The organism is Pseudomonas asuensis, from assembly GCF_014646755.1.
Taxonomy (GTDB): domain Bacteria; phylum Pseudomonadota; class Gammaproteobacteria; order Pseudomonadales; family Pseudomonadaceae; genus Chryseomonas; species Chryseomonas asuensis.
Genome location: NZ_BMNW01000012.1, coordinates 13,786 through 34,320, shown reverse-complemented (window position 1 = coordinate 34,320; position 20,535 = coordinate 13,786). Strand labels below are relative to the sequence as shown.

The 20,535-nt window shown below is 50.1% G+C and carries 19 protein-coding genes and 1 tRNA gene; 14 read left to right on the top strand and 6 right to left on the bottom strand.

Translation table 11 applies throughout. The features are described from left to right. Positions 1-107 precede the first annotated feature (107 nt). From mtnA to pheA, 4 genes are all read left to right on the top strand, one after another. Positions 108-1,184, top strand: coding sequence for an S-methyl-5-thioribose-1-phosphate isomerase (gene mtnA, locus IEX86_RS20755; RefSeq protein WP_188868060.1), 1,077 nt, complete (start codon positions 108-110; stop codon positions 1,182-1,184). Between the two features lie 116 nt (positions 1,185-1,300). Next, positions 1,301-4,120: a DNA gyrase subunit A gene (gene gyrA, locus IEX86_RS20750; RefSeq protein WP_188868059.1), complete on the top strand. Its 2,820-nt coding sequence runs from the start codon at positions 1,301-1,303 to the stop codon at positions 4,118-4,120. Continuing rightward, on the top strand, positions 4,120-5,205 hold the full coding sequence (gene serC / locus IEX86_RS20745) for a 3-phosphoserine/phosphohydroxythreonine transaminase (RefSeq protein ID WP_188868058.1): 1,086 nt from the start codon (positions 4,120-4,122) through the stop codon (positions 5,203-5,205). Before gyrA ends, serC begins: the two co-directional genes overlap by 1 nt. Positions 5,206-5,208: 3 nt before the next feature. Next, positions 5,209-6,303 carry a prephenate dehydratase gene (pheA, locus tag IEX86_RS20740; RefSeq protein WP_188868057.1) on the top strand — a complete coding sequence of 365 codons (1,095 nt, stop codon included), beginning with the start codon at positions 5,209-5,211 and terminating at the stop codon, positions 6,301-6,303. Positions 6,304-6,343: 40 nt separating this feature from the next. Here the strand turns inward: pheA and bamE are convergent, their stop codons facing one another. Next, a complete protein-coding gene (bamE, locus tag IEX86_RS20735; protein ID WP_188868056.1) occupies positions 6,344-6,844 on the bottom strand; it encodes an outer membrane protein assembly factor BamE domain-containing protein in 501 nt (166 codons plus the stop codon). 305 nt (positions 6,845-7,149) lie between these two features. On the opposite strand from bamE, the gene mgtE reads away from it, so the two are divergent. Next, entirely contained in the window at positions 7,150-8,583 is a 1,434-nt protein-coding gene (mgtE, locus tag IEX86_RS20730) for a magnesium transporter (protein WP_188868055.1), read from the top strand. 47 nt (positions 8,584-8,630) lie between these two features. Here the strand turns inward: mgtE and IEX86_RS20725 are convergent, their stop codons facing one another. Further along, positions 8,631-8,948: an Arc family DNA-binding protein gene (locus IEX86_RS20725; protein WP_188868054.1), complete on the bottom strand. Its 318-nt coding sequence runs from the start codon at positions 8,946-8,948 to the stop codon at positions 8,631-8,633. Positions 8,949-9,231: 283 nt separating this feature from the next. Here IEX86_RS20725 and IEX86_RS20720 point away from each other — a divergent pair. From IEX86_RS20720 to IEX86_RS20680, 9 genes are all read left to right on the top strand, one after another. Continuing rightward, positions 9,232-9,308: transfer RNA gene (locus IEX86_RS20720), tRNA-Arg, on the top strand. 515 nt (positions 9,309-9,823) lie between these two features. Then, positions 9,824-10,849: a glycosyltransferase gene (locus IEX86_RS20715; protein WP_188868053.1), complete on the top strand. Its 1,026-nt coding sequence runs from the start codon at positions 9,824-9,826 to the stop codon at positions 10,847-10,849. Positions 10,850-10,859: 10 nt separating this feature from the next. Further along, on the top strand, positions 10,860-11,966 hold the full coding sequence (locus IEX86_RS20710) for an FAD-dependent oxidoreductase (RefSeq protein WP_188868052.1): 1,107 nt from the start codon (positions 10,860-10,862) through the stop codon (positions 11,964-11,966). Beyond that, the gene (locus IEX86_RS20705) at positions 11,947-13,596 is read left to right on the top strand and encodes a hypothetical protein (protein WP_188868051.1); all 1,650 of its coding nucleotides are present in this window, start codon (positions 11,947-11,949) and stop codon (positions 13,594-13,596) included. The genes IEX86_RS20710 and IEX86_RS20705 overlap by 20 nt, the downstream gene beginning before the upstream one ends. Positions 13,597-13,601: 5 nt before the next feature. Then, positions 13,602-14,399 carry an NAD-dependent epimerase/dehydratase family protein gene (locus IEX86_RS20700; RefSeq protein ID WP_188868050.1) on the top strand — a complete coding sequence of 266 codons (798 nt, stop codon included), beginning with the start codon at positions 13,602-13,604 and terminating at the stop codon, positions 14,397-14,399. Continuing rightward, entirely contained in the window at positions 14,399-15,238 is an 840-nt protein-coding gene (locus IEX86_RS20695; RefSeq protein WP_188868049.1) for a sugar phosphate isomerase/epimerase family protein, read from the top strand. The genes IEX86_RS20700 and IEX86_RS20695 overlap by 1 nt, the downstream gene beginning before the upstream one ends. Then, complete coding sequence (locus IEX86_RS20690; RefSeq protein ID WP_010797866.1) at positions 15,235-15,594, top strand: EamA family transporter; 360 nt, start codon at positions 15,235-15,237, stop codon at positions 15,592-15,594. The genes IEX86_RS20695 and IEX86_RS20690 overlap by 4 nt, the downstream gene beginning before the upstream one ends. A 13-nt stretch (positions 15,595-15,607) precedes the next feature. Further along, positions 15,608-16,414 carry a glycosyltransferase family 2 protein gene (locus tag IEX86_RS20685; RefSeq protein WP_188868048.1) on the top strand — a complete coding sequence of 269 codons (807 nt, stop codon included), beginning with the start codon at positions 15,608-15,610 and terminating at the stop codon, positions 16,412-16,414. A gap of 189 nt (positions 16,415-16,603) precedes the next feature. Beyond that, complete coding sequence (locus IEX86_RS20680) at positions 16,604-17,977, top strand: MFS transporter (protein ID WP_188868047.1); 1,374 nt, start codon at positions 16,604-16,606, stop codon at positions 17,975-17,977. Here IEX86_RS20680 and IEX86_RS20675 read toward each other — a convergent pair. From IEX86_RS20675 to flgA, 4 genes are all read right to left on the bottom strand, one after another. Beyond that, positions 17,974-18,708 carry a flagellar brake protein gene (locus IEX86_RS20675; protein ID WP_188868046.1) on the bottom strand — a complete coding sequence of 245 codons (735 nt, stop codon included), beginning with the start codon at positions 18,706-18,708 and terminating at the stop codon, positions 17,974-17,976. The genes IEX86_RS20680 and IEX86_RS20675 overlap by 4 nt on opposite strands. Before the next feature lie 74 nt (positions 18,709-18,782). Then, positions 18,783-19,250 carry a flagella synthesis protein FlgN gene (locus IEX86_RS20670; RefSeq protein WP_188868045.1) on the bottom strand — a complete coding sequence of 156 codons (468 nt, stop codon included), beginning with the start codon at positions 19,248-19,250 and terminating at the stop codon, positions 18,783-18,785. A gap of 41 nt (positions 19,251-19,291) precedes the next feature. Beyond that, positions 19,292-19,618 carry a flagellar biosynthesis anti-sigma factor FlgM gene (gene flgM / locus IEX86_RS20665; protein ID WP_188868044.1) on the bottom strand — a complete coding sequence of 109 codons (327 nt, stop codon included), beginning with the start codon at positions 19,616-19,618 and terminating at the stop codon, positions 19,292-19,294. A gap of 146 nt (positions 19,619-19,764) precedes the next feature. Further along, positions 19,765-20,490, bottom strand: coding sequence for a flagellar basal body P-ring formation chaperone FlgA (gene flgA, locus IEX86_RS20660; RefSeq protein ID WP_188868043.1), 726 nt, complete (start codon positions 20,488-20,490; stop codon positions 19,765-19,767). Positions 20,491-20,535 lie beyond the last annotated feature (45 nt).

Sequence of the window (20,535 nt, the reverse complement as noted above, 5' to 3'; positions counted from 1 at the left end):
ATTATCGATAAAAGCGTCCATAAACCCACGTATTAGCGATGTCCTGTCACAGCGGTATGTGTCACCCCTGTATAATTGACGTTTTGTTTCAGGCGATGAGGGTGATCATGCGCGAGCGACTTCTGGCCGCAGAGAAGGTCAAGGCTATCGAGTGGAAAGAGGGTGTGCTGCATCTGCTGGATCAGCGCTTGTTGCCTATGCAGGAAATCTGGCTCACGTACGACTCAGCAGCGGGCGTGGCTGAGGCTATCAAGCAAATGGTAGTGCGAGGCGCGCCGGCGATTGGTATCAGTGCGGCTTATGGTGTGGTGTTAGGCGCTCGCATGCGTCATCAGTCGGGGGAAGACTGGCTGCAGACGCTGGATGAAGATATGCGAATGCTCGCTGATTCCCGTCCTACGGCCGTTAATTTGTTCTGGGCGCTTAACCGGATGCGGGAGCGCCTGAAGCGACTCAAGCCTGGTGAAGAAGCACTCTTGGCCCTTGAGGCGGAGGCTATTGCCATTCACGAAAGTGATCGTGAAGCCAATCTGACCATGGCACAGCTTGGGGTCGAGTTGATCCGTAAGCATGGTGATGGCGTTCAGACGCTTTTGACCCATTGCAATACCGGAGCGCTGGCTACGGGTGGATTTGGTACTGCCCTGGGCGTCATTCGTGCGGCTCACATAGCGGGGCTTGTAGATAAGGTTTTTGCTGATGAGACACGTCCTTGGCTGCAGGGGGCTCGTCTGACTGCTTGGGAACTTGCCGGTGAGGGGATTCCAGTCACATTGAATGCCGATGCGGCGGCAGCTCATCTGATGAAAACCGGTAATATCTCCTGGGTCATCGTAGGAGCTGATCGAATCACGGCCAATGGTGATGTGGCCAATAAAATTGGTACTTACCAGTTGGCTGTCAATGCTATGCACCATGGTGTGCGCTTTATGGTTGTGGCACCAAGCTCAACCATTGATATGAATCTGATGTCCGGTGAAGACATCCCCATCGAGCAGCGTGAAGGACGAGAGCTGCTCGAGATTGGTGGCGTTCGGATTGCAGCAGATGTGGATGCCATAAACCCTGTTTTCGATGTAACACCGGCCGATTTGATTGATGCGATTGTGACTGAGCGGGGGGTCATTGAACGACCTACCGCCGAGAAAATGGCCGCGCTTATGAATCGCAAGCGGTTGCATTGATTTTTCAGCTTAAAACGACTCACACATATCCTGCGGGGAACCGCAGGCAACCCTTGGTTTGTGGTAGTATTTACCGCTTTCCCGCAGGGTGTTGAAACTAAGGAACCAGGCTTCTCATGGGCGAACTGGCCAAAGAAATCCTCCCGGTCAATATTGAAGACGAACTCAGACAGTCTTACCTCGATTATGCAATGAGCGTAATCGTCGGACGCGCATTGCCGGATGTGCGCGACGGCTTGAAACCTGTGCATCGCCGTGTGCTTTATGCCATGAGTGAACTAGGCAACGATTGGAACAAGCCTTATCTCAAGTCCGCCCGTGTCGTGGGCGACGTAATCGGTAAATACCACCCACACGGTGACTCCGCGGTATACGACACTATTGTACGTATGGCGCAGCCGTTCTCCCTTCGCTACATGCTGGTGAATGGTCAAGGCAACTTCGGTTCGGTTGATGGCGACTCTGCAGCCGCTATGCGATACACCGAAGTCCGTATGTTCAAGATGACCCATGAAATCCTGGCGGATCTGGACAAGGAGACCGTCGACTGGGTAGACAACTACGACGGGTCCTTGAAGATTCCGGCTGTCATGCCAACAAAGGTCCCCAACCTTCTTGTCAATGGCTCTAGCGGTATTGCGGTAGGTATGGCTACCAATATCCCGCCTCACAACCTGACCGAAGTAATTGATGGCTGTCTTGCTCTGATCGAGAACAGTGAGCTGACCATTGACCAGCTCATGCAATACATCCCGGGGCCTGATTTCCCGACAGCGGGTATTATCAATGGCCGGGCCGGGATCATAGAGGCTTATCGTACTGGGCGTGGGCGCATCTATGTGCGGGCACGTGCGGGCGTTGAAGACATCGACAAGTCAGGTACTCGTCAGCAGATTGTCATTACCGAGCTTCCTTACCAGCTAAACAAGGCTCGCCTGATCGAGAAGATTGCTGAGCTGGTGAAAGAGCGCAAGATCGAAGGTATTACTGAACTGCGTGACGAGTCTGATAAAGACGGTATGCGTGTCGTAATCGAATTGCGCCGCGGTGAAGTAGCTGAGGTTGTGCTGAATAACCTCTATGCACAAACACAGCTCCAAACAGTATTTGGTATCAATATCGTCGCGCTGGTAGATGGCCAACCCAAGGTCCTTAACCTTAAGGACATGCTTGAGGCATTTATTCGGCACCGCCGCGAGGTGGTTACCCGTCGAACCCTCTATGAACTGCGTAAAGCACGCGAGCGTGGCCATATCCTTGAAGGTCAGGCTGTTGCGCTGTCTAATATCGATCCGGTTATTGAGCTGATCAGATCTTCTCCTACGCCTGCTGAAGCAAAAGAGCGGCTGATTGCGACGGGGTGGGAGTCCAGTGCTGTCGAGGCCATGGTAGAGCGCGCTGGCGCTGATTCCTGCCGCCCGGAAAATCTGGATCCGCAGTATGGCCTTCGTGAAGGTAAGTACTGGCTGTCTCCTGAACAGGCTCAGGCCATTCTTGATCTGCGACTGCATCGTCTGACTGGCCTTGAGCATGAAAAGCTGCTGGCCGAGTATCAGGAAATCCTGAAGCAGATTGGGGAATTGATTCGAATCCTCAATAGCCCCGAGCGTCTCATGGAAGTCATCCGTGAGGAGCTGGAAAAGATCAAGACTGAGTTCGGCGATACACGGCGTACCGAGATCGTTGCTTCTCAAGTCGACCTGACCATTGCTGATCTGATCACGGAAGAAGATCGTGTAGTTACTATCTCCCATGGTGGCTACGCCAAGTCCCAGCCTTTGCATGCTTATCAGGCCCAGCGTCGTGGTGGTCGTGGTCGCTCCGCTTCAGGCGTGAAAGACGACGACTACATTGAGCATCTACTGGTTGCCAATAGCCATACCACGCTGTTGTTGTTCTCCAGCCTCGGCAAGGTGTATTGGAAAAAGACCTATGAAATTCCAGAGGCTTCCCGCGCTGCTCGGGGCCGTCCGCTTGTAAATCTTCTACCCCTGGCTGAAGGCGAGCGCATTACAGCAATGCTGCCAGTGGATTTGGAGGCCGTGCGTCAGCAAGCACCTGAAGATGAAGACCTGGGTGACCAGGACGATGTAATCGAAGAGGTGACGCCTGAGGATGAGGCTGAGCTGGACGAGAGCCAAGACGGCGCTGAAGACAGTGGCAAAGACGAGCCGACTGGATCCTACATCTTTATGGCAACAGCTTACGGTACAGTCAAAAAGACGCCGTTAGTGCAATTTAGCCGTCCGCGTAGCAATGGCTTGATTGCTCTGAAGCTGGAGGAGGGTGATAGCCTGATCGCAGCAGCCATTACTGATGGCGCTCAAGAGGTCATGCTGTTCTCCGATAACGGTAAGGTCATTCGCTTCAAGGAGCGTCATGTTCGCACGATGGGCCGTACGGCTCGTGGGGTGCGCGGTATGCGTCTGGGTGATGGGCAGCATCTGATTTCCATGCTGATTCCAGAGGAACAGGCGCAGATTTTGACTGCCAGCTTGAATGGTTATGGTAAGCGTACCGCTATTGCTGAGTATCCTCAGCGCGGTCGTGGTGGCCAAGGTGTGATAGCCATGGTTGCCAACGAGCGTAACGGTCCGTTGATTGGTGCTATTCAGGTATTGGAAGGCGAGGAAATCATGTTGATTTCCGATCAGGGCACGTTGGTGCGTACGCGTGTTGATGAGGTGTCGCTTCAGGGGCGTAACACTCAAGGGGTTACCTTGATCAAGCTGGGCAACGGCGAGAAGCTGGTAGGCCTTGAGCGTGTGCAAGAGCCTTCGGTTGATGAAGAGCTGATCGAGCATGAGGGTGAGCTTGACGAGGCGTTGCTTGATAAAGAGCTTCCTGTAGTCAGCGAAGAGCCAGGCGACGAGGATGTCCTGCCGGGTGCTAATGATGTTCCCTCTGACGACATGCCTAATGAGGACGATGAGTAATGAGCAAGCGAGCGTATAACTTCTGCGCTGGCCCGGCTGCCTTGCCGGAAGCGGTACTGAAACAAGCTCAGGCTGATTTGCTCGACTGGCAGGGGCGTGGCTTATCTGTCATGGAGATGAGCCATCGTGGTGATGACTTCACTGCGATCAGTTCGAAAGCTGAGCAAGACCTGCGGGATCTGCTTGTAATTCCTTCGGATTACAAGGTGCTCTTCCTGCAGGGTGGTGCAAGTCTGCAGTTCGCCCAAATCGCACTAAATCTGCTTCCTGAGGGCGGAAAAGCTGATTACATCGACACAGGGATCTGGTCGCGCAAGGCTATCGAACAGGCCCAAAACTATGGCGCAGTTAATGTCGCTGCTAGTGCGAAAAAGTACGATTACCTAGCTATCCCTGGGCAGAATGAATGGCAGCTTTCCAATGATGCAGCCTATGTTCATTACACTCCCAACGAAACCATTGGCGGCCTTGAATACAACTGGATTCCTGAAGTCGGTGATATTCCTCTAGTGGCTGACGCATCATCGAACTTGTTGTCACGTCCTCTCGATGTGTCACGGTTTGGTCTGATTTATGCGGGTGCGCAAAAAAACATCGGACCCAGTGGCCTGGTTGTGGTTATTGTTCAGGAAGAACTGCTGGGGCGTGCACGCTCATCTTGTCCCAAACTGCTCGATTATAAAGTCGAAGCAGACAATGGCTCGATGTACAACACGCCAGCGACGTTTTCCTGGTACTTATCTGGCCTAGTTTTTCAGTGGCTGAAAGACCAGGGTGGACTGCCTGCTATCGAACGGATCAATCGTCAAAAGCAAGAGCTGCTGTATGGATTCATCGACGGCAGTGAGATGTATACGAACCCGATTGCCACGAACGATCGCTCCTGGATGAACGTGCCTTTCCGTCTGGCAGATGAGCGTCTAGATAAGACATTCTTGTTAGGTGCCGAAGCGCGCGGTCTTCTCTATCTCCAGGGGCATCGCTCGGTGGGTGGCATGCGTGCATCTATTTACAATGCAGTAAGTCTTGAGGCTGTACAGGCTCTAGTGGCTTATATGACTGAGTTCGAAAAGGAGCACGGTTAAGTTATGGCTGAACAAGAGCTCAAGGCCCTGCGCCTGCGCATCGATAGTCTGGATGAAAAGATTCAGGAGCTCATCAGTGAGCGTGCTCGTTGTGCTCAGGATGTGGCTCGCGTGAAGATGAAGTCGCTAGACAAGGGCGAAAGTCCGGTCTTTTACCGGCCGGAGCGTGAGGCGCAGGTGCTTAAACGGGTAATGGAGCGCAACCAGGGCCCGTTGAGCAATGAAGACATGGCTCGTTTGTTTCGAGAGATCATGTCCTCATGCCTTGCGCTTGAGGAGCCGCTAAAAGTCGCCTATTTAGGGCCGGAAGGTACGTTCTCGCAAGCTGCTACGCTCAAGCATTTCGGTATGGCCGTAAAAACACGGCCAATGGCGGCTATTGATGAGGTTTTTCGTGAGGTTGCAGCCGGTGCTGTGAATTTCGGTGTTGTTCCTGTTGAGAACTCAACAGAGGGTGCCGTTAATCACACGCTGGATAGCTTCCTGGAGCATGATCTCGTTATTTGTGGTGAGGTGGAGCTACGTATCCACCATCATCTGCTTATAGGCGAAGCAACAAAAACAGACAGCATCTCGCGTGTCTATTCGCATGCGCAGTCTCTGGCTCAATGTCGCAAATGGCTGGATGCTTATTTTCCAAATATTGAACGGGTTGCTGTTTCAAGTAATGCTGAAGCCGCGAAACGAGTCAAAAGCGAATGGAATAGCGCTGCGATAGCTGGAGATATGGCTGCATCTTTATATGGCCTGTCCAAGCTACACGAAAAAATTGAAGATCGCCCGGACAACTCTACGCGTTTCTTGATTATCGGCAATCAGGAAATTCCGCCTAGCGGCGATGATAAAACGTCTGTCATTGTATCGACTCGCAATAAGCCAGGCGCATTGCATGACTTATTGATGCCTTTTCATGCAAACAACATTGATTTAACGCGTATTGAGACGCGTCCATCTCGCAGTGGAAAATGGACGTATGTCTTCTTCATAGACTTTATCGGCCACCAGCATGATCCTCTTATCAAGGATGTACTGGAAAAAATTAATAGCGATACAGTCGCTTTAAAAGTCTTGGGGTCGTATCCCAAAGCTGTGCTTTAACACTCAAAAGCCACACCGTCAGGGTGTGGCTTTTTGTTTGCTACTTAACACACCCTGAATCGTCAAAACTAACAGTACGTGAATGTCTTTTGTGTTGTGTCACGTAGTGATAGCGGGCGCGGCTGTTGTGCTCGGTGATTCTGTCTGGTTTTCCCAGTGCACTTTCAACATCCTCTCTCGTCATGCCTGCTATAACTTTCTTTTGAATAATCGCAGTTCTTCTCTCTGATCCAGAAAGTGTGCTCAGGCAAGTTGCTTCTTTGGCTCCTGCAATCGCTGGTTCCTGAGGCGCAGGCAATTGATTTTTAGACGTCGAGGGCTGAAGTAAAGATTGCGGCATTATCGAGAGATTGAGTCCGGAGCCGCCAGGTTTTGGATTTTTAATTTCTTGATGATTGATTGCTTCCTCTTTAAGGCAACCATTTGCAGAAAAACTAACACGACCTTGTTCGCTTACACACCGAAATACGGTTGTGGCAGTAGCTGTATGTGAAAAAAACAGTATTGCCAAACACATGAATGTAACAGGATTGCGGTACATAGCTGTCCTCCATGACATCTAATGGATAGGGTAATGCAGGGCATTCTATGCCGCTGTGATTCATAGCGCAGTTCGATTGCTAAGCACGGGCTAGGCACAAAGATTGAATGCCAAATAATTGTTTTTTAGTTGTTTTACATCGCCGATTCAGCACATGCAGTGCTATTATTCCGCTTGTCAGCCCCGCCGGGGCTCGTGGACCTTTTCCATGGACATACCCCGATCTAACAAATTTCGATCGCCGTTTCGTTTATTAAAGATTTAATTCCCGCAGCGCGCTCCGTTGTCGGGGATGGAGTGCGCTTATGAGTGAAGTGGAAGCAAGAAAGCCGCAGGAAAGTTTGCAGGAGCGACTGGCGCAAGTCGTTGAGCTGCTACATCAATATCGCTTCGTAGAAAGCCCCTCTCATGACGAGCAGATTGCTCAGCCCGATGAGGCATTGCATCAAGAGGGGCTTTCCGAGCTTCGTCGTCGTTTGGATGAGCTGCATCCAGCAGATATCGCTTTTATCCTTGAGGCGCTACCACTTCAAGAGCGTCTGACCGTCTGGAGTCTTGTTAAAACTGAGCGTGATGGCGATATCCTGCTAGAGGTCTCTGACTCTGTTCGTGAAACGCTGATTGCTGACATGGATGATCAGGAGATCCTGGCAATAGCAGGGCAGTTGGATGCCGACGAGTTGGCGGATCTGGCACCGGATCTTCCTCGTGATGTCGTTCATGAGCTTATGGAGGCTCTAGACGCTCAACAGCGCGAACGAGTGCGCTCAGCGCTTTCCTATGAGGAAGATCAAGTCGGCGCGTTGATGGATTTCGAGATGGTGACCATTCGTGATGATGTCACGCTTGAGGTTGTCCTTCGTTATTTGCGTCGCCTGAAAGAGTTGCCAGGTCATACGGACAAGCTTTTTGTTGTTGATTATGATGGCGTATTAAAGGGCGTTCTGCCTGTTAAACGTCTCTTGGTCAACGATCCTGAGAAACAAGTCGCTGAGGTAATGGCTAACGACCCCGTAGCGTTTCACCCTGATAACGATGCTTATGAGGCAGCCCAGGCGTTTGAGCGTTACGATCTTATTTCCTCACCTGTTGTTGATAAGAACGGGAAGTTAATAGGCCGCCTGACCATTGATGAAATGGTGGACTTGATTCGTGAAGAAAGTGAGTCCGAAGTACTCAATATGGCAGGTCTTCGTGAGGACGAAGATGTTTTCGCTTCTGTTTGGAAGTCGATTGGCAACCGATGGACTTGGCTCGCTACAAACTTGGTGACAGCATTTGTTGCCTCTCGGGTCATCGGTCTTTTTGAAGGCAGTATCGAAAAGTTGGTAGCGCTGGCAGCCTTGATGCCTATTGTTGCAGGTATTGGTGGAAACTCCGGCAATCAGACCATTACCATGATTGTGCGTGCTATGGCATTAGGTCAGCTTAATGCAAGCAGTACCATGAGGCTGCTGCGGAAGGAGTTAGGTGTTGCGCTCTTTAATGGACTGATCTGGGGAGGGGTGATTGGCGTAATCGCTTATTATCTCTATGACAGTTGGTCGCTGGGAGTGGTCATGACCGCTGCCATGACGTTGAATCTATTATTGGCCGCATTTATGGGTGTGCTGATTCCCATGACGTTGCAGCGGTTTGGGCGGGACCCTGCGATGGGATCAAGTGTTTTGATCACGGCAATGACTGACAGTGGAGGGTTTTTCATCTTCCTTGGTCTTGCCACAATGTTCCTTCTATAGCTGTGAGTGGCGGATCAGGGCATGTGCCTGATCCGCCACCAAGATTTTTATTCCTGTGATGACTCGACATCATTGGCAATAAGAGAAAGCAGGGCGTTCTGCTGACGCCCAGAGAGTTGCCTGAAGCGCTGCAGTAGTTCACGCTCGTGAGCACTGAGCTCCGGACTATCAAGGCGCATGCTGGGGTCCGTATCAATAGCTCCCTCTTGAATAAGGCTTTGCTCCAGTCGAGCAATGATTTCAGAGTTCATGCTGCGATGATGATTGCGTGCAACTTCGGCGATACGCTCACGCATTCCTTCAGGAAGGCGGACGACGAATTTGTCAGCTGTGCGACTGGAGTACGATCTAATTGCCTGAGTCATGAGTACATTCATCTAAAGTGGTCAAGGACGATGCCAACAAGGCTTTCATAAAGCTTGGGACAATATTTGTTATTTGATTTCAACACCTTCATGGCGTGATCTTATTGGCGTCAATTTAGTGACAATTTTCAAAAAAAGCAAAGTCGCTTACCTAAAAAATCAGTGCTTATGAGAAGCTTAGCAATGATTTTTGGGAATGTCGGTGTTTAGAGGGCAGGTTTTACATAACGCATGACAAAGAGCTTTCTTATCGTTAACATTCTGCTCCAGTGCAAATCACTTGGTCCCAGTAGCTCAATTGGATAGAGCATCCCCCTCCTAAGGGGAAGGTTGTGAGTTCGAACCTCGCCTGGGACGCCATCAAATCTGCTGTATCTTACTCGTATCTAGTCTTCGTGTTCCTAATCAGCGCATAAATTAGACTTTATGGTCTTTTATATTATTTATACGTGACGCTTTATCCTTTCATTTTTATGTCAACCAATAATATGGCTTCTATAGTAAAGTGATATTAATAGTTACTCATCCTATGACTGATATATAAATATGTGATGAGGTTGGCAGGTCGGCGGGGAACCTTCGGTAGGAGTGGGAATCTATCGCTGGCGCTAGCGTTAAGGGGTTATCACTATTCCTTAATTATAAGCTATCTTATTCCGGTGCTCATTGGGCTGAGCGTGTTGGCCTCGATAAAGATTCGAACAAGCAGAGCCCAACAATGAACTTGTTTTACTCACGTAGTCAATTTAGTTGACTTGTGATGGTTTGTTCGTTATGTCGCGCCCATTCTTAATGAAGCCGCAATATTAAAGTTTATCTAAACAGCTTTGCTGAATATGGATCAACCCACTTGGGCTCTCTGAGAGGAAGCGTGAATGTCTTATTATCCCGTCCTGTTATCAATCGTTTTTGTTGTTCGTAATCAGTCTAGGGAGCTTGCAGAGTCATTGACTAATGCAGCGAGCATCATCGCTTCACTGGTGAGTGACTACGAGCTGATCATTGTCGATAATGCTTCTACTGATGATAGCGTGGCTATGCTGAAGGGGTTGACCAGTGAAAAGGGGCTGCCAAACCTACAAGTGTATGCCCTAACTAAAGAGGTCGACACGGACACAGCCTGCTGGGTTGGTTTGGAGAATGCCCTGGGCGATTATGTGGCTGTTATTGACCCGCTAACGGACGATATCGGCTTTTTGCCTGAGATGCTCGAAAAAGCAGCAGAGGGAAGTGACGTCGTTTTTGCGGCTAATGCCCAAAAGCCTAAGCGTACGGTGGCCTACAAGGCCTGCTTCTCTGGCTTTAATTCTCTGTATAAGCGGATGGGTGGCGTCGACCTTGCAAACGATGCTCCTCAGTATCGTTTACTGAGCAAACGTGTGGTCAATTTCATCCTGCAGCACCCCGTTCCTGCCTTGACCTATCGTCATTTGCCAGCGACAGCAGGTTTTGCGCAAACCAAACTAACCTATAGCTCCACGCCTAAAGCTGCTCAAAGAAAGCGTCTTGGAAACAGTATCGAGCGTGGAATTCGGCTGCTGATTTCTACAACTCGTGCGCCTATGCGCTTGGTTAACATGCTTTGTATGTTTGGAGCCGCTGCTAACCTTATCTACTCTATCTATGTTATTGCAGTGGGTCTGCTTAAGTCTGACGTGGCGCCAGGCTGGGTAACATTATCTCTGCAGCAGTCGGGCATGTTCTTCCTCCTATCCCTTGTACTGTTGGTCTTGGGTGAATACATCCTGCAAGTGGCTACCCGGACAAATGAGGGGCCTGCTTACCATGTCGCTCAAGAATTCACGAGCGCGATTATGACGCGGCGTGAAAAACTCAACATTGAAGTCGTCAGTAATCAGCAGTCGTCCGCAGTGACCGCTACTACCTCTAATATGGCTTAAGGCATACGTCATGCAGGATGCTATTGTTATTGGTGGCGGCTTTTACGGATCCATGATTGCCTTGTATTTGATGAAGATGCGGGGCTTCAAGGCAGTGACACTGATTGAGCGGGAGGCTGCTTTACTCAATCGTGCGTCTTATAATAATCAGGCCCGTGTGCATAACGGCTATCACTATCCGCGTAGTTTTACGACGGCCTTCAGAAGCCGAGTTAACTTGCCTCGCTTTATAAAAGATTATCCTGACGCAGTAGTCACGAACTTTACAAAGCTTTACGCCATAGCTCGAAATAACTCCAAAGTTACAGCTAAGCAGTTTGAGCGGTTTTGCCATGAAATTGGTGCAAAGCTTGAACCTGTCCCTGCTTCAGTGGAAAAGCTTTTTGAACCACGGCTTATCGAGGCTGTGTACCTGACGGAAGAGTACGCATTTAATTCTAGAGAGCTGGCAGGAGAGGCAAGGCGCGAACTCGACGAAATTGGGGTAGAGATCTTACTTAATACCAGAGTGAAATCTATTCACCGTCAGGGCAATGAGTCGCTTTCGGTGACTTATGAGCAGGACGGAAAATCAATTGAGCGTTCCACGCGGTTTATTTTTAACTGCACATACAGTGGTTTGAATCAGTTTACTGGGGATTTTCCAGGTACTCAGACTAAGTTAAAGCATGAGCTGACAGAAATGGCCCTGGTTGAGATGCCGGATGCCCTTAAAGGGCTGGGCGTTACAGTGATGGACGGGCCCTTCTTCTCCATGATGCCGTTTCCAGCGAGAGGGCTGCACACGCTCTCCCACGTGCGATATACCCCTCATATGCAATGGAATGATGCACCAGACGTCGACCCTTATCACCGACTTGAGCATTATCATCGTGACACGCGAGTTGATCGCATGATTCGGGATGTAGCGCGCTACATGGCACCCGTTGCCAATGTTCAATATCGGGACTCGCTTTTCGAAGTAAAAACCATTCTTGTTAAAAATGAAGGCGATGATGGTCGGCCCATTCTTTTTGAACAACATGCCCAACTGCCAAATTGTTACTCGGTTCTAGGTGGAAAGATCGATAACATTTTTGATGTTCTGGAGAAGCTAGATGCCGAACCCATCCACTGATGCGACAAATTTTGCGGATGCTGCTCCGGCTAGGTCGGTCCGTTGGCTTGGGCTTTTCGCTTTATTCGCTTTTGCTTTTGTTAGCTTTTTCACTCTAGGCCCAGGAACCATCGTCGATCCCTTTCATCAGGGTGAGTTCTTTGCCACTTTGCCTGGCATGCTGCACGGCCAAGCTAGCGAGCATGCCTTTACTATTCATGGTGCGCTCGACTTTTTACCTGCTTGGGCCGCTACCTATCTCAGTGGGCTGAATAATAATTTCCTTTATACTCAAGTCGCTTATGCGTTATGCAATTTAGGCGCTGCACTGCTGTTCTACCTAATAGCGTCACTGTTCGTGCAGCGGAGCGGTAAATATGAGCTACTGACACTTATTGCGGTCGCGGTTGTGTCCAGCCAATTAGTTGGTTACCGCGATCTGTGCCTGTTACTTTCAATCTACCTGTTTCTGCTCTGTTTACGTGCGAATCGCTCTTCTGATTTTTTTATCAGAGCGACGCTCTTAGGCGTTGCTGCAGCGTTCAACATGTTCTGGTCGTACGATCGGGGTATTACAGGTTTTGGAGCAGTAGGGTTGGGAGTGTTTCTGGCGAGCTTCTATGATCGCCGTTTCATATATGCCATGGTTATCTTCATCGGGACGTTTCTTGTATTGTCCTTGATGACTGAAGTCTTTTCTCTTAGTGATTATCTACGTAATTTCGATTTTCTGCTCAGCACGTCTTCTCAATGGACCTATCACAGCCCGCGGTTCATCATTCAGAGTGCGTTGCTGACCATTCCAACGGTACTGGCTTACTATGCATTATTCAAAGCATTGCCTAAGCCGTTTCGCTTCAGTCCTGCTTTTGCTGTTATTGGACTGTTAGCTGTCTTAATGCTGGTCTTATATAAAGTCGCTACTAATCGAGCAGACTTTATTCATGTGCCGATGGGAATGTGGGCACCGTTACTCAGCTTTCTTTTTTCTTACGATCAACTGCGCAAAGCAGGTAGAAAGCAGGAATTTGTCCTGCTGAAAAAGCCGGTAGCCATGATAGTTGTCGGAGCCATGCTGCTTCTGGGGCTGATTGGTAAAAACCCAATGCCCTTTTTTGCCGTCTTGCTTGGATTAGTGCTGATCGGCAATAACCGTAAGCCCCTGGGGTATATGGCGCTGATCGCTCTTTCTGGATTGCTCGCTGCCTTTACACTTTATAAATCGCCTGTCCCCAATGTTCTTGCAAACGGCTACAAGTGGCTACCCCATATGGCCTCACCACCGCAGAACGACCTTCTGGTTTCTGAGGGCGCGCGTTGGGCGGCCAGTCAGATCAAGGAGTCGGGATCACAGTGTGTGTTTGATCTTTCCAATAATGGAATCATCAATGGCGTTACTGGACTGCCTGCATGCACCAAATACATCTATCCGGTGTATGCCACGCGTGTGTACGAGCAGGACATGATTTCGGATCTGAAAAAGTCGGACCCCTCTGTTGTCGTCTACTCCACAACGTTCTGGTCGTTCAACATCAACGACATATCAATGCACGACAAATTTCCTGAACTCAAAAAGTACCTGGATGAAAAGTATCCGTACGAGAAGTGCGAGTCGGAATATTGTCTTCGTTTTAAAAATACTCAGGGGTAATAGGAATGAGTTTGCCAGACGCACTTATAGGATATAGCGGCTTTGTCGGTTCGACATTGCTTAAGCAAAAAGACTTTGAGGGCCAGTTTCGCTCGACCAATATCTCTGAAGTAGGCGAGAAGCCTTATCGCACGCTTGTATGCGCAGGCGCGCCTGCGCAGAAGTGGATTGCCAATAAAGATCCTGATGCTGATCGAGAAAAGATCGATGGTCTAATCGAGCATCTTAAACAAGTTAAGTGCGAGACGTTCGTTCTCATTAGTACAGTTGATGTGTTTGGCTCACCGGTTGGCGTAAATGAGGAGACGCCTGTTGTCGAGGAGGGCCTGCATGCTTACGGTCTTAATCGCCGACGTCTTGAGAAGTTTGTTGAAAGCTATTTTCCTAATTATCTGATCGTCCGGTTACCCGGCCTAGTTGGCCCAGGGTTGCGCAAGAATGTCATTTTCGACTTCTTGAATGACAATAATCTCTCTGTTATCGATAGCCGCGGAGTGTTCCAGTTTTATCCAATGGTAAATCTCTGGTACGACATCCAGACGGCGCTGAAGGCAAACCTCAAACTCGTTCATTTCACATCAGAACCTGTTAGCGTCGCTGATATTGCACAGCAGGGCTTTGGGTTTGAATTCACCAACGAGTTAGGCAATTCTCCTGCCTCGTATGACTTCCAATCTCTTTATGCCGAAGAGTTTGGTGGCCGAGTTGGTTATCAATATAGCAAGCGCGAAACACTTCAAGCAGTAAGAGCATACGCGCAGTCCGAGCCGTTGAAAGCGAAGACTGACTCGGAGGCTCACTGATGCGAGTCGCTATTTCCAATATTGCCTGGGACATTTCAAGTGATGAGGAGGTCGCTCAGCTGCTTTCTCGTTATGGGGTAGATGCTATCGATATAGCTCCAGGTAAATATTTTCCTCAGCCTAAAGCTGCTACCTATGCAGAGATCCAAGCGGTTAAACAATGGTGGAACTCGCGCGGTATTTCGCTGACGGGTATGCAGTCTTTATTGTTTGGAACCACTGGATTAAACGTTTTTGGTTCTGCCGAGTCGCAGCAGGCCATGCTGGATCACTTAGACGCTGTCTGCCGTATTGCGGCGGGTCTGGGCTCTACACGTTTAGTGTTTGGTTCCCCCAAAAATCGCGATCGTTCGGCAATTGCTGATAATCTGGTCGATAGCATCGCTGTTCCATTCTTCCGTCGTTTGGGTGATGTTGCTGCTCGTCATGGTGTTTTGATCTGCCTGGAGCCAAATCCGACCTGTTATGGGGCCAACTTCATGATTAACAGTGTGGAGACTGCCCGAGTAGTAGAGGCGGTTGACCACGACTCTATCCGGATGCAATTGGATACCGGTGCTCTGGCGATCAATGATGAGAGTCCAGAGGAAGTTGTCACGCGCTTTGCCTCTTTCATTGGTCATGTACATGCCAGCGAGCCCAATTTGATTACGCTGGGCGATGGGGGCTCTAAGCATGAGCAGGTCGCTCAGGCTTTAATGAAACACCTGCCTAACCACGTTGTGACGATTGAAATGCTGTCTGCCAAGGAAGAACCCAATATGGCTTCTATAGAGCGAGCACTGGGATTGGCTACACGCGTCTATCGCGACGGCGTACAGGCAGAGGTAACCGTATGAAGTGGATGATCCTCATTCTAGGCATCCTATCTAACGCATCTGCCAGTGTCCTTGTGAAAATGGCCATGATGCCCCCAAGAAAGTTTCCCAGCCTTTCGGATCCTATGGGGGCCCTGAGCAACTGGCCGTTTTGGCTTGGTCTGTTTCTGTATGGGCTGGCATTTCTGCTGTATGCCGCCGCGCTTGCGCGACTGCCCCTCAATGTGGCGCATCCCGTTTTGACTGCTGGTGCGATTGCAACCGTAGCAATCATGTCGGCCGCAATATTCAAAGAACCTTTCCCATGGACGACCATTACCGGGATCATCATGGTAATCGCCGGCGTTGCGTTGATTACGGCCCGTGTAAGCTCATAACGTAGAAATGACTATGACAGCAGATATCTCCGAACATATACGCACGTCCTGGCAAGTTCCGGCGTATGAAAAGACGATGTGGTTAGGCAAGCAGCACGCCACATGCATCATTATTCCTGTTATCAATGAAGGAAGCCGAATCGTCAGTTTGCTGACTCGAATGAAAGATCTGAACGTTGATCAGGCGTCAGATGTGATCATTATCGATGGCGGTAGCACTGATGGCTCGCTGGAATTGGAACGGCTCAAGTCCAAAGGCGTTAGGGGGCTTCTTCTGAAAAAGGGGCCCGGCAAGCTAAGCGCACAGCTGCGCTGTGCTTATGCTTTTGCGTTAGAGCAAGGCTACGAAGGCATTGTAACAATTGATGGGAACGACAAGGATGACCCTGAGGCCATTCCACGGTTTATTACCGCGTTGGAAGAGGGGGCGGATTTCGTGCAGGCCTCGCGCTTTCTACAGGGTGGAGTTGCTGAAAACACCCCGAAGTCCCGTGATTTCGCTATTCGCTTTATTCATGCGCCTATGCTCAGTATGGCATCGGGGTTTCACTGGACAGACACTACCCAGGGTTTTCGGGCCTATAGCCGTAAAATGTTGCTAGACCCGCGGGTGGCACCCTTTCGCGATGTGTTCATGACCTATGAATTGTTGGCTTATCTTTCCTATCGTGCCCCTAAGCTGGGCTATCGATGTATAGAGCTACCAACCATTCGCCGCTACCCTAAAGGGGAAGTGCCTACCAAAATCAGCAGCGTGAGAGGTAATCTCTCCGTGCTTCAGGTTTTGTTCAAAGCCTGCACAGGGCAATATAACCCTTAAGTCAAGATAAACACGGCGGCTCAGGCTGCCGTGTTTGCTTTAGCCATAAAATACAACCCCGCATTAGCCGAACTCTCGCGCTTGCCACCCATCGAAGGGGTACGTCAAAGTCAAGGCAATAAGCCTTGGCCTCTAACGAATAAGAATTCATCTTCGAGGCGTATTGTTTTGCCTTCGTAAGGAGCTGTAATGGGTCGTACGTTATCTGCCTTCCGAGCGCTCTATGTTGCCACACTGCTTATGCTGATTGGGTCTGGCCTGCTCAGTACGTATATGGCGCTAAGGCTTTCATCTGAGCAAGTTCCAGGCGGCTGGATTGGTGCACTGACGGGCGCTCAATACTTGGGTCTGGTATTGGGAGGCAAGGTCGGGCACCGACTCATTGCTCGTGTAGGGCATATACGTGCTTACGTTGCTTGCGCAGGCATTGTGACTGCAGCGGTTCTGGGAACAGGCATACTGCCTTTTCTACCTGTGTGGCTGCTGCTGCGTATGCTGGTAGGCATGGGGATGATGTGTCAGTACATGGTGCTGGAAAGCTGGTTGAATGAGCAGGCCGAGCCAAACCAGCGAGGCAAGGTGTTTTCTGGCTACATGACAGCTTCTTACTTCGGTCTGGTGCTGGGGCAGGGTGTCTTGATGGCATGGCCTGAGCTGGGAACCGAAAAGCTTATGCTGGTTGCCCTGTGTTTTGCGCTGTGCCTTGTGCCAGTGGCCGTTACTGCGAAAATTCACCCTGCACCTATGAGTCCAGCGCCCCTTGACCCTGGGTTTTTCTTCAAGCGAATCCCGCAGGCGCTAACGACAACTGTGGTGAGTGGCCTTGCTATCGGTTCGTTTTATGGCCTTGCGCCTGTTTACGCCTCAGCCCAAGGACTGCCAACCGAGCGAGTAGGTTTATTCATGGGGGTCTGTATTTTTGCAGGACTACTGGCTCAATGGCCTATTGGCTGGCTTTCCGACCGTCACGATCGTAGCTGGCTAATTAACAAGGTTGCGCTTGTCCTGGTCATAACGGCTTTACCGTTGGCGTTATTGCCTAAAGTTCCTCTGCTGTTGCTTTTAGCGCTTGGATTCGCAGTTAGCATGCTGTTATTTGTGCTCTACCCTCTGGCCGTTGCGCTTTCCAATGACCATGTGGAGGGGGAGAGGCGGGTGTCGCTTACAGCGATGCTTCTGGCTACCTTTGGGGTAGGCGCCTGTATAGGGCCACTACTGGTAGGTGCTTTGATGAATTGGTTTGGCGCCAACATGTTGTATGCATCCATTGGCGTCTGCGGATTGATTCTGGTATGGCGTATCAGGCCGCAGGATGTAAAAGGTTTGTATCGTGTTGACGAGGCGCCCCTTCAGCATGTACCGATGCCTGATAGTCTCGCCAGTTCACCCTTGGTCGCAGCACTGGACCCGCGAGTGGATGAGCAGGTGGTTCATGATCAGATGCAAAATGCAGATGTAACAATGACGCCGGAGGAGAGTAAAGCTGAAGAGGCCTCGGCAACCTCAGCTGCTGAAGCCGCACAAGAGGCGGATCCTGCAACTGAAGGTGAGTTAAAGCGTTAGTCGATTCGACGCGTTTCTCGTTGTAGCTGGTAAACGAAGCGTTCTACTTGGCGTTGAACAAGGCCTGACATGCGATAGAAACGGAGACCTACTTCAGTGCAGTCGAGCTTTTCGTTATAGGAAACGTGGCGAACTTCGACTGTTGACGAAATGGCGCTTCCCGGTAGACCAACAGAGAATTTTTCCAGCAATTCACCGGGCGATACCATAGAGGTCGCATTCTTGGCAATGCGAATCTTGCAGCCGGTCGCAGAAATATCCAGAAGCTGACCCTTCAGGTATTTTTTACTGGGAAGGTCTGAAAGCTCAGCTGTTGGCTGACGATTCAGCTGCAGCCGAACTCGGAATGCATTGCGACGCTGGTGATAGCTCACTTCCTTTGGAAGTGGGAACAAGTAACAGCGGCTGTCGTTCAGCTCGCTCGGGCTTCCAGGAGTATCGTACTCCCATATGATTTGTACACCCTCATGACTGCTGTCGATACGAAAACGCTCGCCCTGCAGCAGTAGTCGCTCTCCTTCAAGTGGAACGAGTTCGTCTAAGGCGATAAGCCCTTGCTCCGTATTGATATCAATCAGAAAGCTTTGGAACTGCCTGTTGCGCTCCAAGAAGGTGACGCGGAGTGGACTGCGGCTTTCCACCAACGGTTTTAGGTATGCAGCTATCTCAATAGGTGTCTTGAGTAGCTTGGGTGGCTGAGGACCCTGCACATCGTTAAATGCGTTGGACACGCCCTGTCTCCATTTCGTGACAAATAAATAAAGAATGGCTGGATTTATGAAATCCCAGCCATTGTTTCAACAATTCATACCTGACTTAACGGGCGTTGGTAATTCGAGCGAGGCAAATGGCCACGTCTGTTGTACAGACTAGGCACCGGAGGCCCTTGCAGAATTTCGAGCATGCTTGCCACCGTATACTGGTTGGCCTTGATAATCTGGCCATTCCGATTATTGGTTTCCTTGCAGTGCTCAATAATAGTCGTAAGCTGGTCTGCCGCCTCGATCAATTGATCGTCTTGCTCGAAGCGCTCGGCATAAGCTAACAGGCCTTCACGACTTAGCGGTAACCCCAAGCGCTGCAATTGTGCAGAACGCAAATGGTTATGCTGATCCAGTTGAACCAGGAGTGGCTGCTTTTCATCCAGCAGCAGGCCGAGCAAATCGAACTTGCGATTTACCAAGGCATCATGTTCTAACTCGATCAGTTCCAGCAACCTCGTAGCGATGTTCAGGTCGCTAAGGGTTAACTCAAGCAAGCTGGCGTTGTGCATACGATCTACACTCGTGCGTCATATTTCCAACGCTGCGTCGCTTAGCGCTGGGATTCAAAATCAAGCAGTTTGGAAGCTACACGTTGGCTATCGACTTTATAGCTGCCATCGGCAATGGCTTGCTTCAGGCGATTAACGCGCTCGCTATCAACTACAGGTTCTTGGCGAATCTTTTCGACAGCCTTCTGAAGCGTTTGGGCTTCATCACTCAGCTTTACGTTCTCACCTGCCGGTTGGGTTGGAGATACTGCAGCTGTCTTAGCAACTTCACTTGCTTTATTAGTTGCATTGGTTGCTGCAGGTCCAGTAGTCCGGCTAGTGCTGGCGGTGCTGGAAGTGCTGTTCGTTCTGTTGAAATCAATAACCATGATGGATAACCTCGGACAGTTTCGGTCGCATGCCCAGCTTTTCGGCTTAGCCCAAAAAAACTTTAGGCTAAATTTTGTGCTCCGTTTGGCAAAAAGCTAATGGGCCAGTATAAACCATCTGTTAGAGGCTATGGTGGCTCTTTGGTTTACATGGCGACCTCGACCATTCCCGGACCCGTCACACGTGCTTTAATGACGCGCTTGGAGTTCAGGTTCTTGACTCGAATCTGCTCTCCTTGGGCTCCGTCAACCAAAGCTTCTCCCTGCATCCGTACAGTAAAGCCTCCTGAACCTGTACTGATAACGACCTGATCGCCCTTGCGTACAACTTCAGCTGCCTGAAGAAAAGAGGGCGCTAATATCTGGTCAGCCACTACCTGTCGCTTGAGTTTCTGCCCCATTACTAAATCGATATCTGTTAGATAACCTTGAGGCAATTTTCCAACGTCACGCTCCAGCAATGCCACATTTTGCGAGTCTATAATCGTATCGCGCAGCAGTGGACGAGTAGTGACCACGACGTTGCGATGCAGACGTACCTCAGCGGGTATGTAAACTGTCCAGGGGGTGCTCCCTTCGCACCGGACACGTACAGAAATACGGCCCAGCGGCGCTTCAAGTCCCTGTTGTGCGACTGTCAAGGGCTTATCACAGCTAGCCAGTCTTAAGCGCGGATCCAGGTCTTTTACCTGAATCTCGTGCCGACCCTCTGTATGACTTTCGATCAAATATTCCTGAACACGCTCCTCAAGAAATCCCTGAGCTGCGCCGATAAGTTCTTCAGGCAGGGTTAGCTCGGCAGCTGCATAGGTCTGGTTTGCAGAGCAGAGCCCTACAAAAGTTATCAGTAATGAGATACGGCGTCTGTTCATGCGTCGAGAAACTGTCTTCGGCGGTTCATGAATCTACTTAAGCAA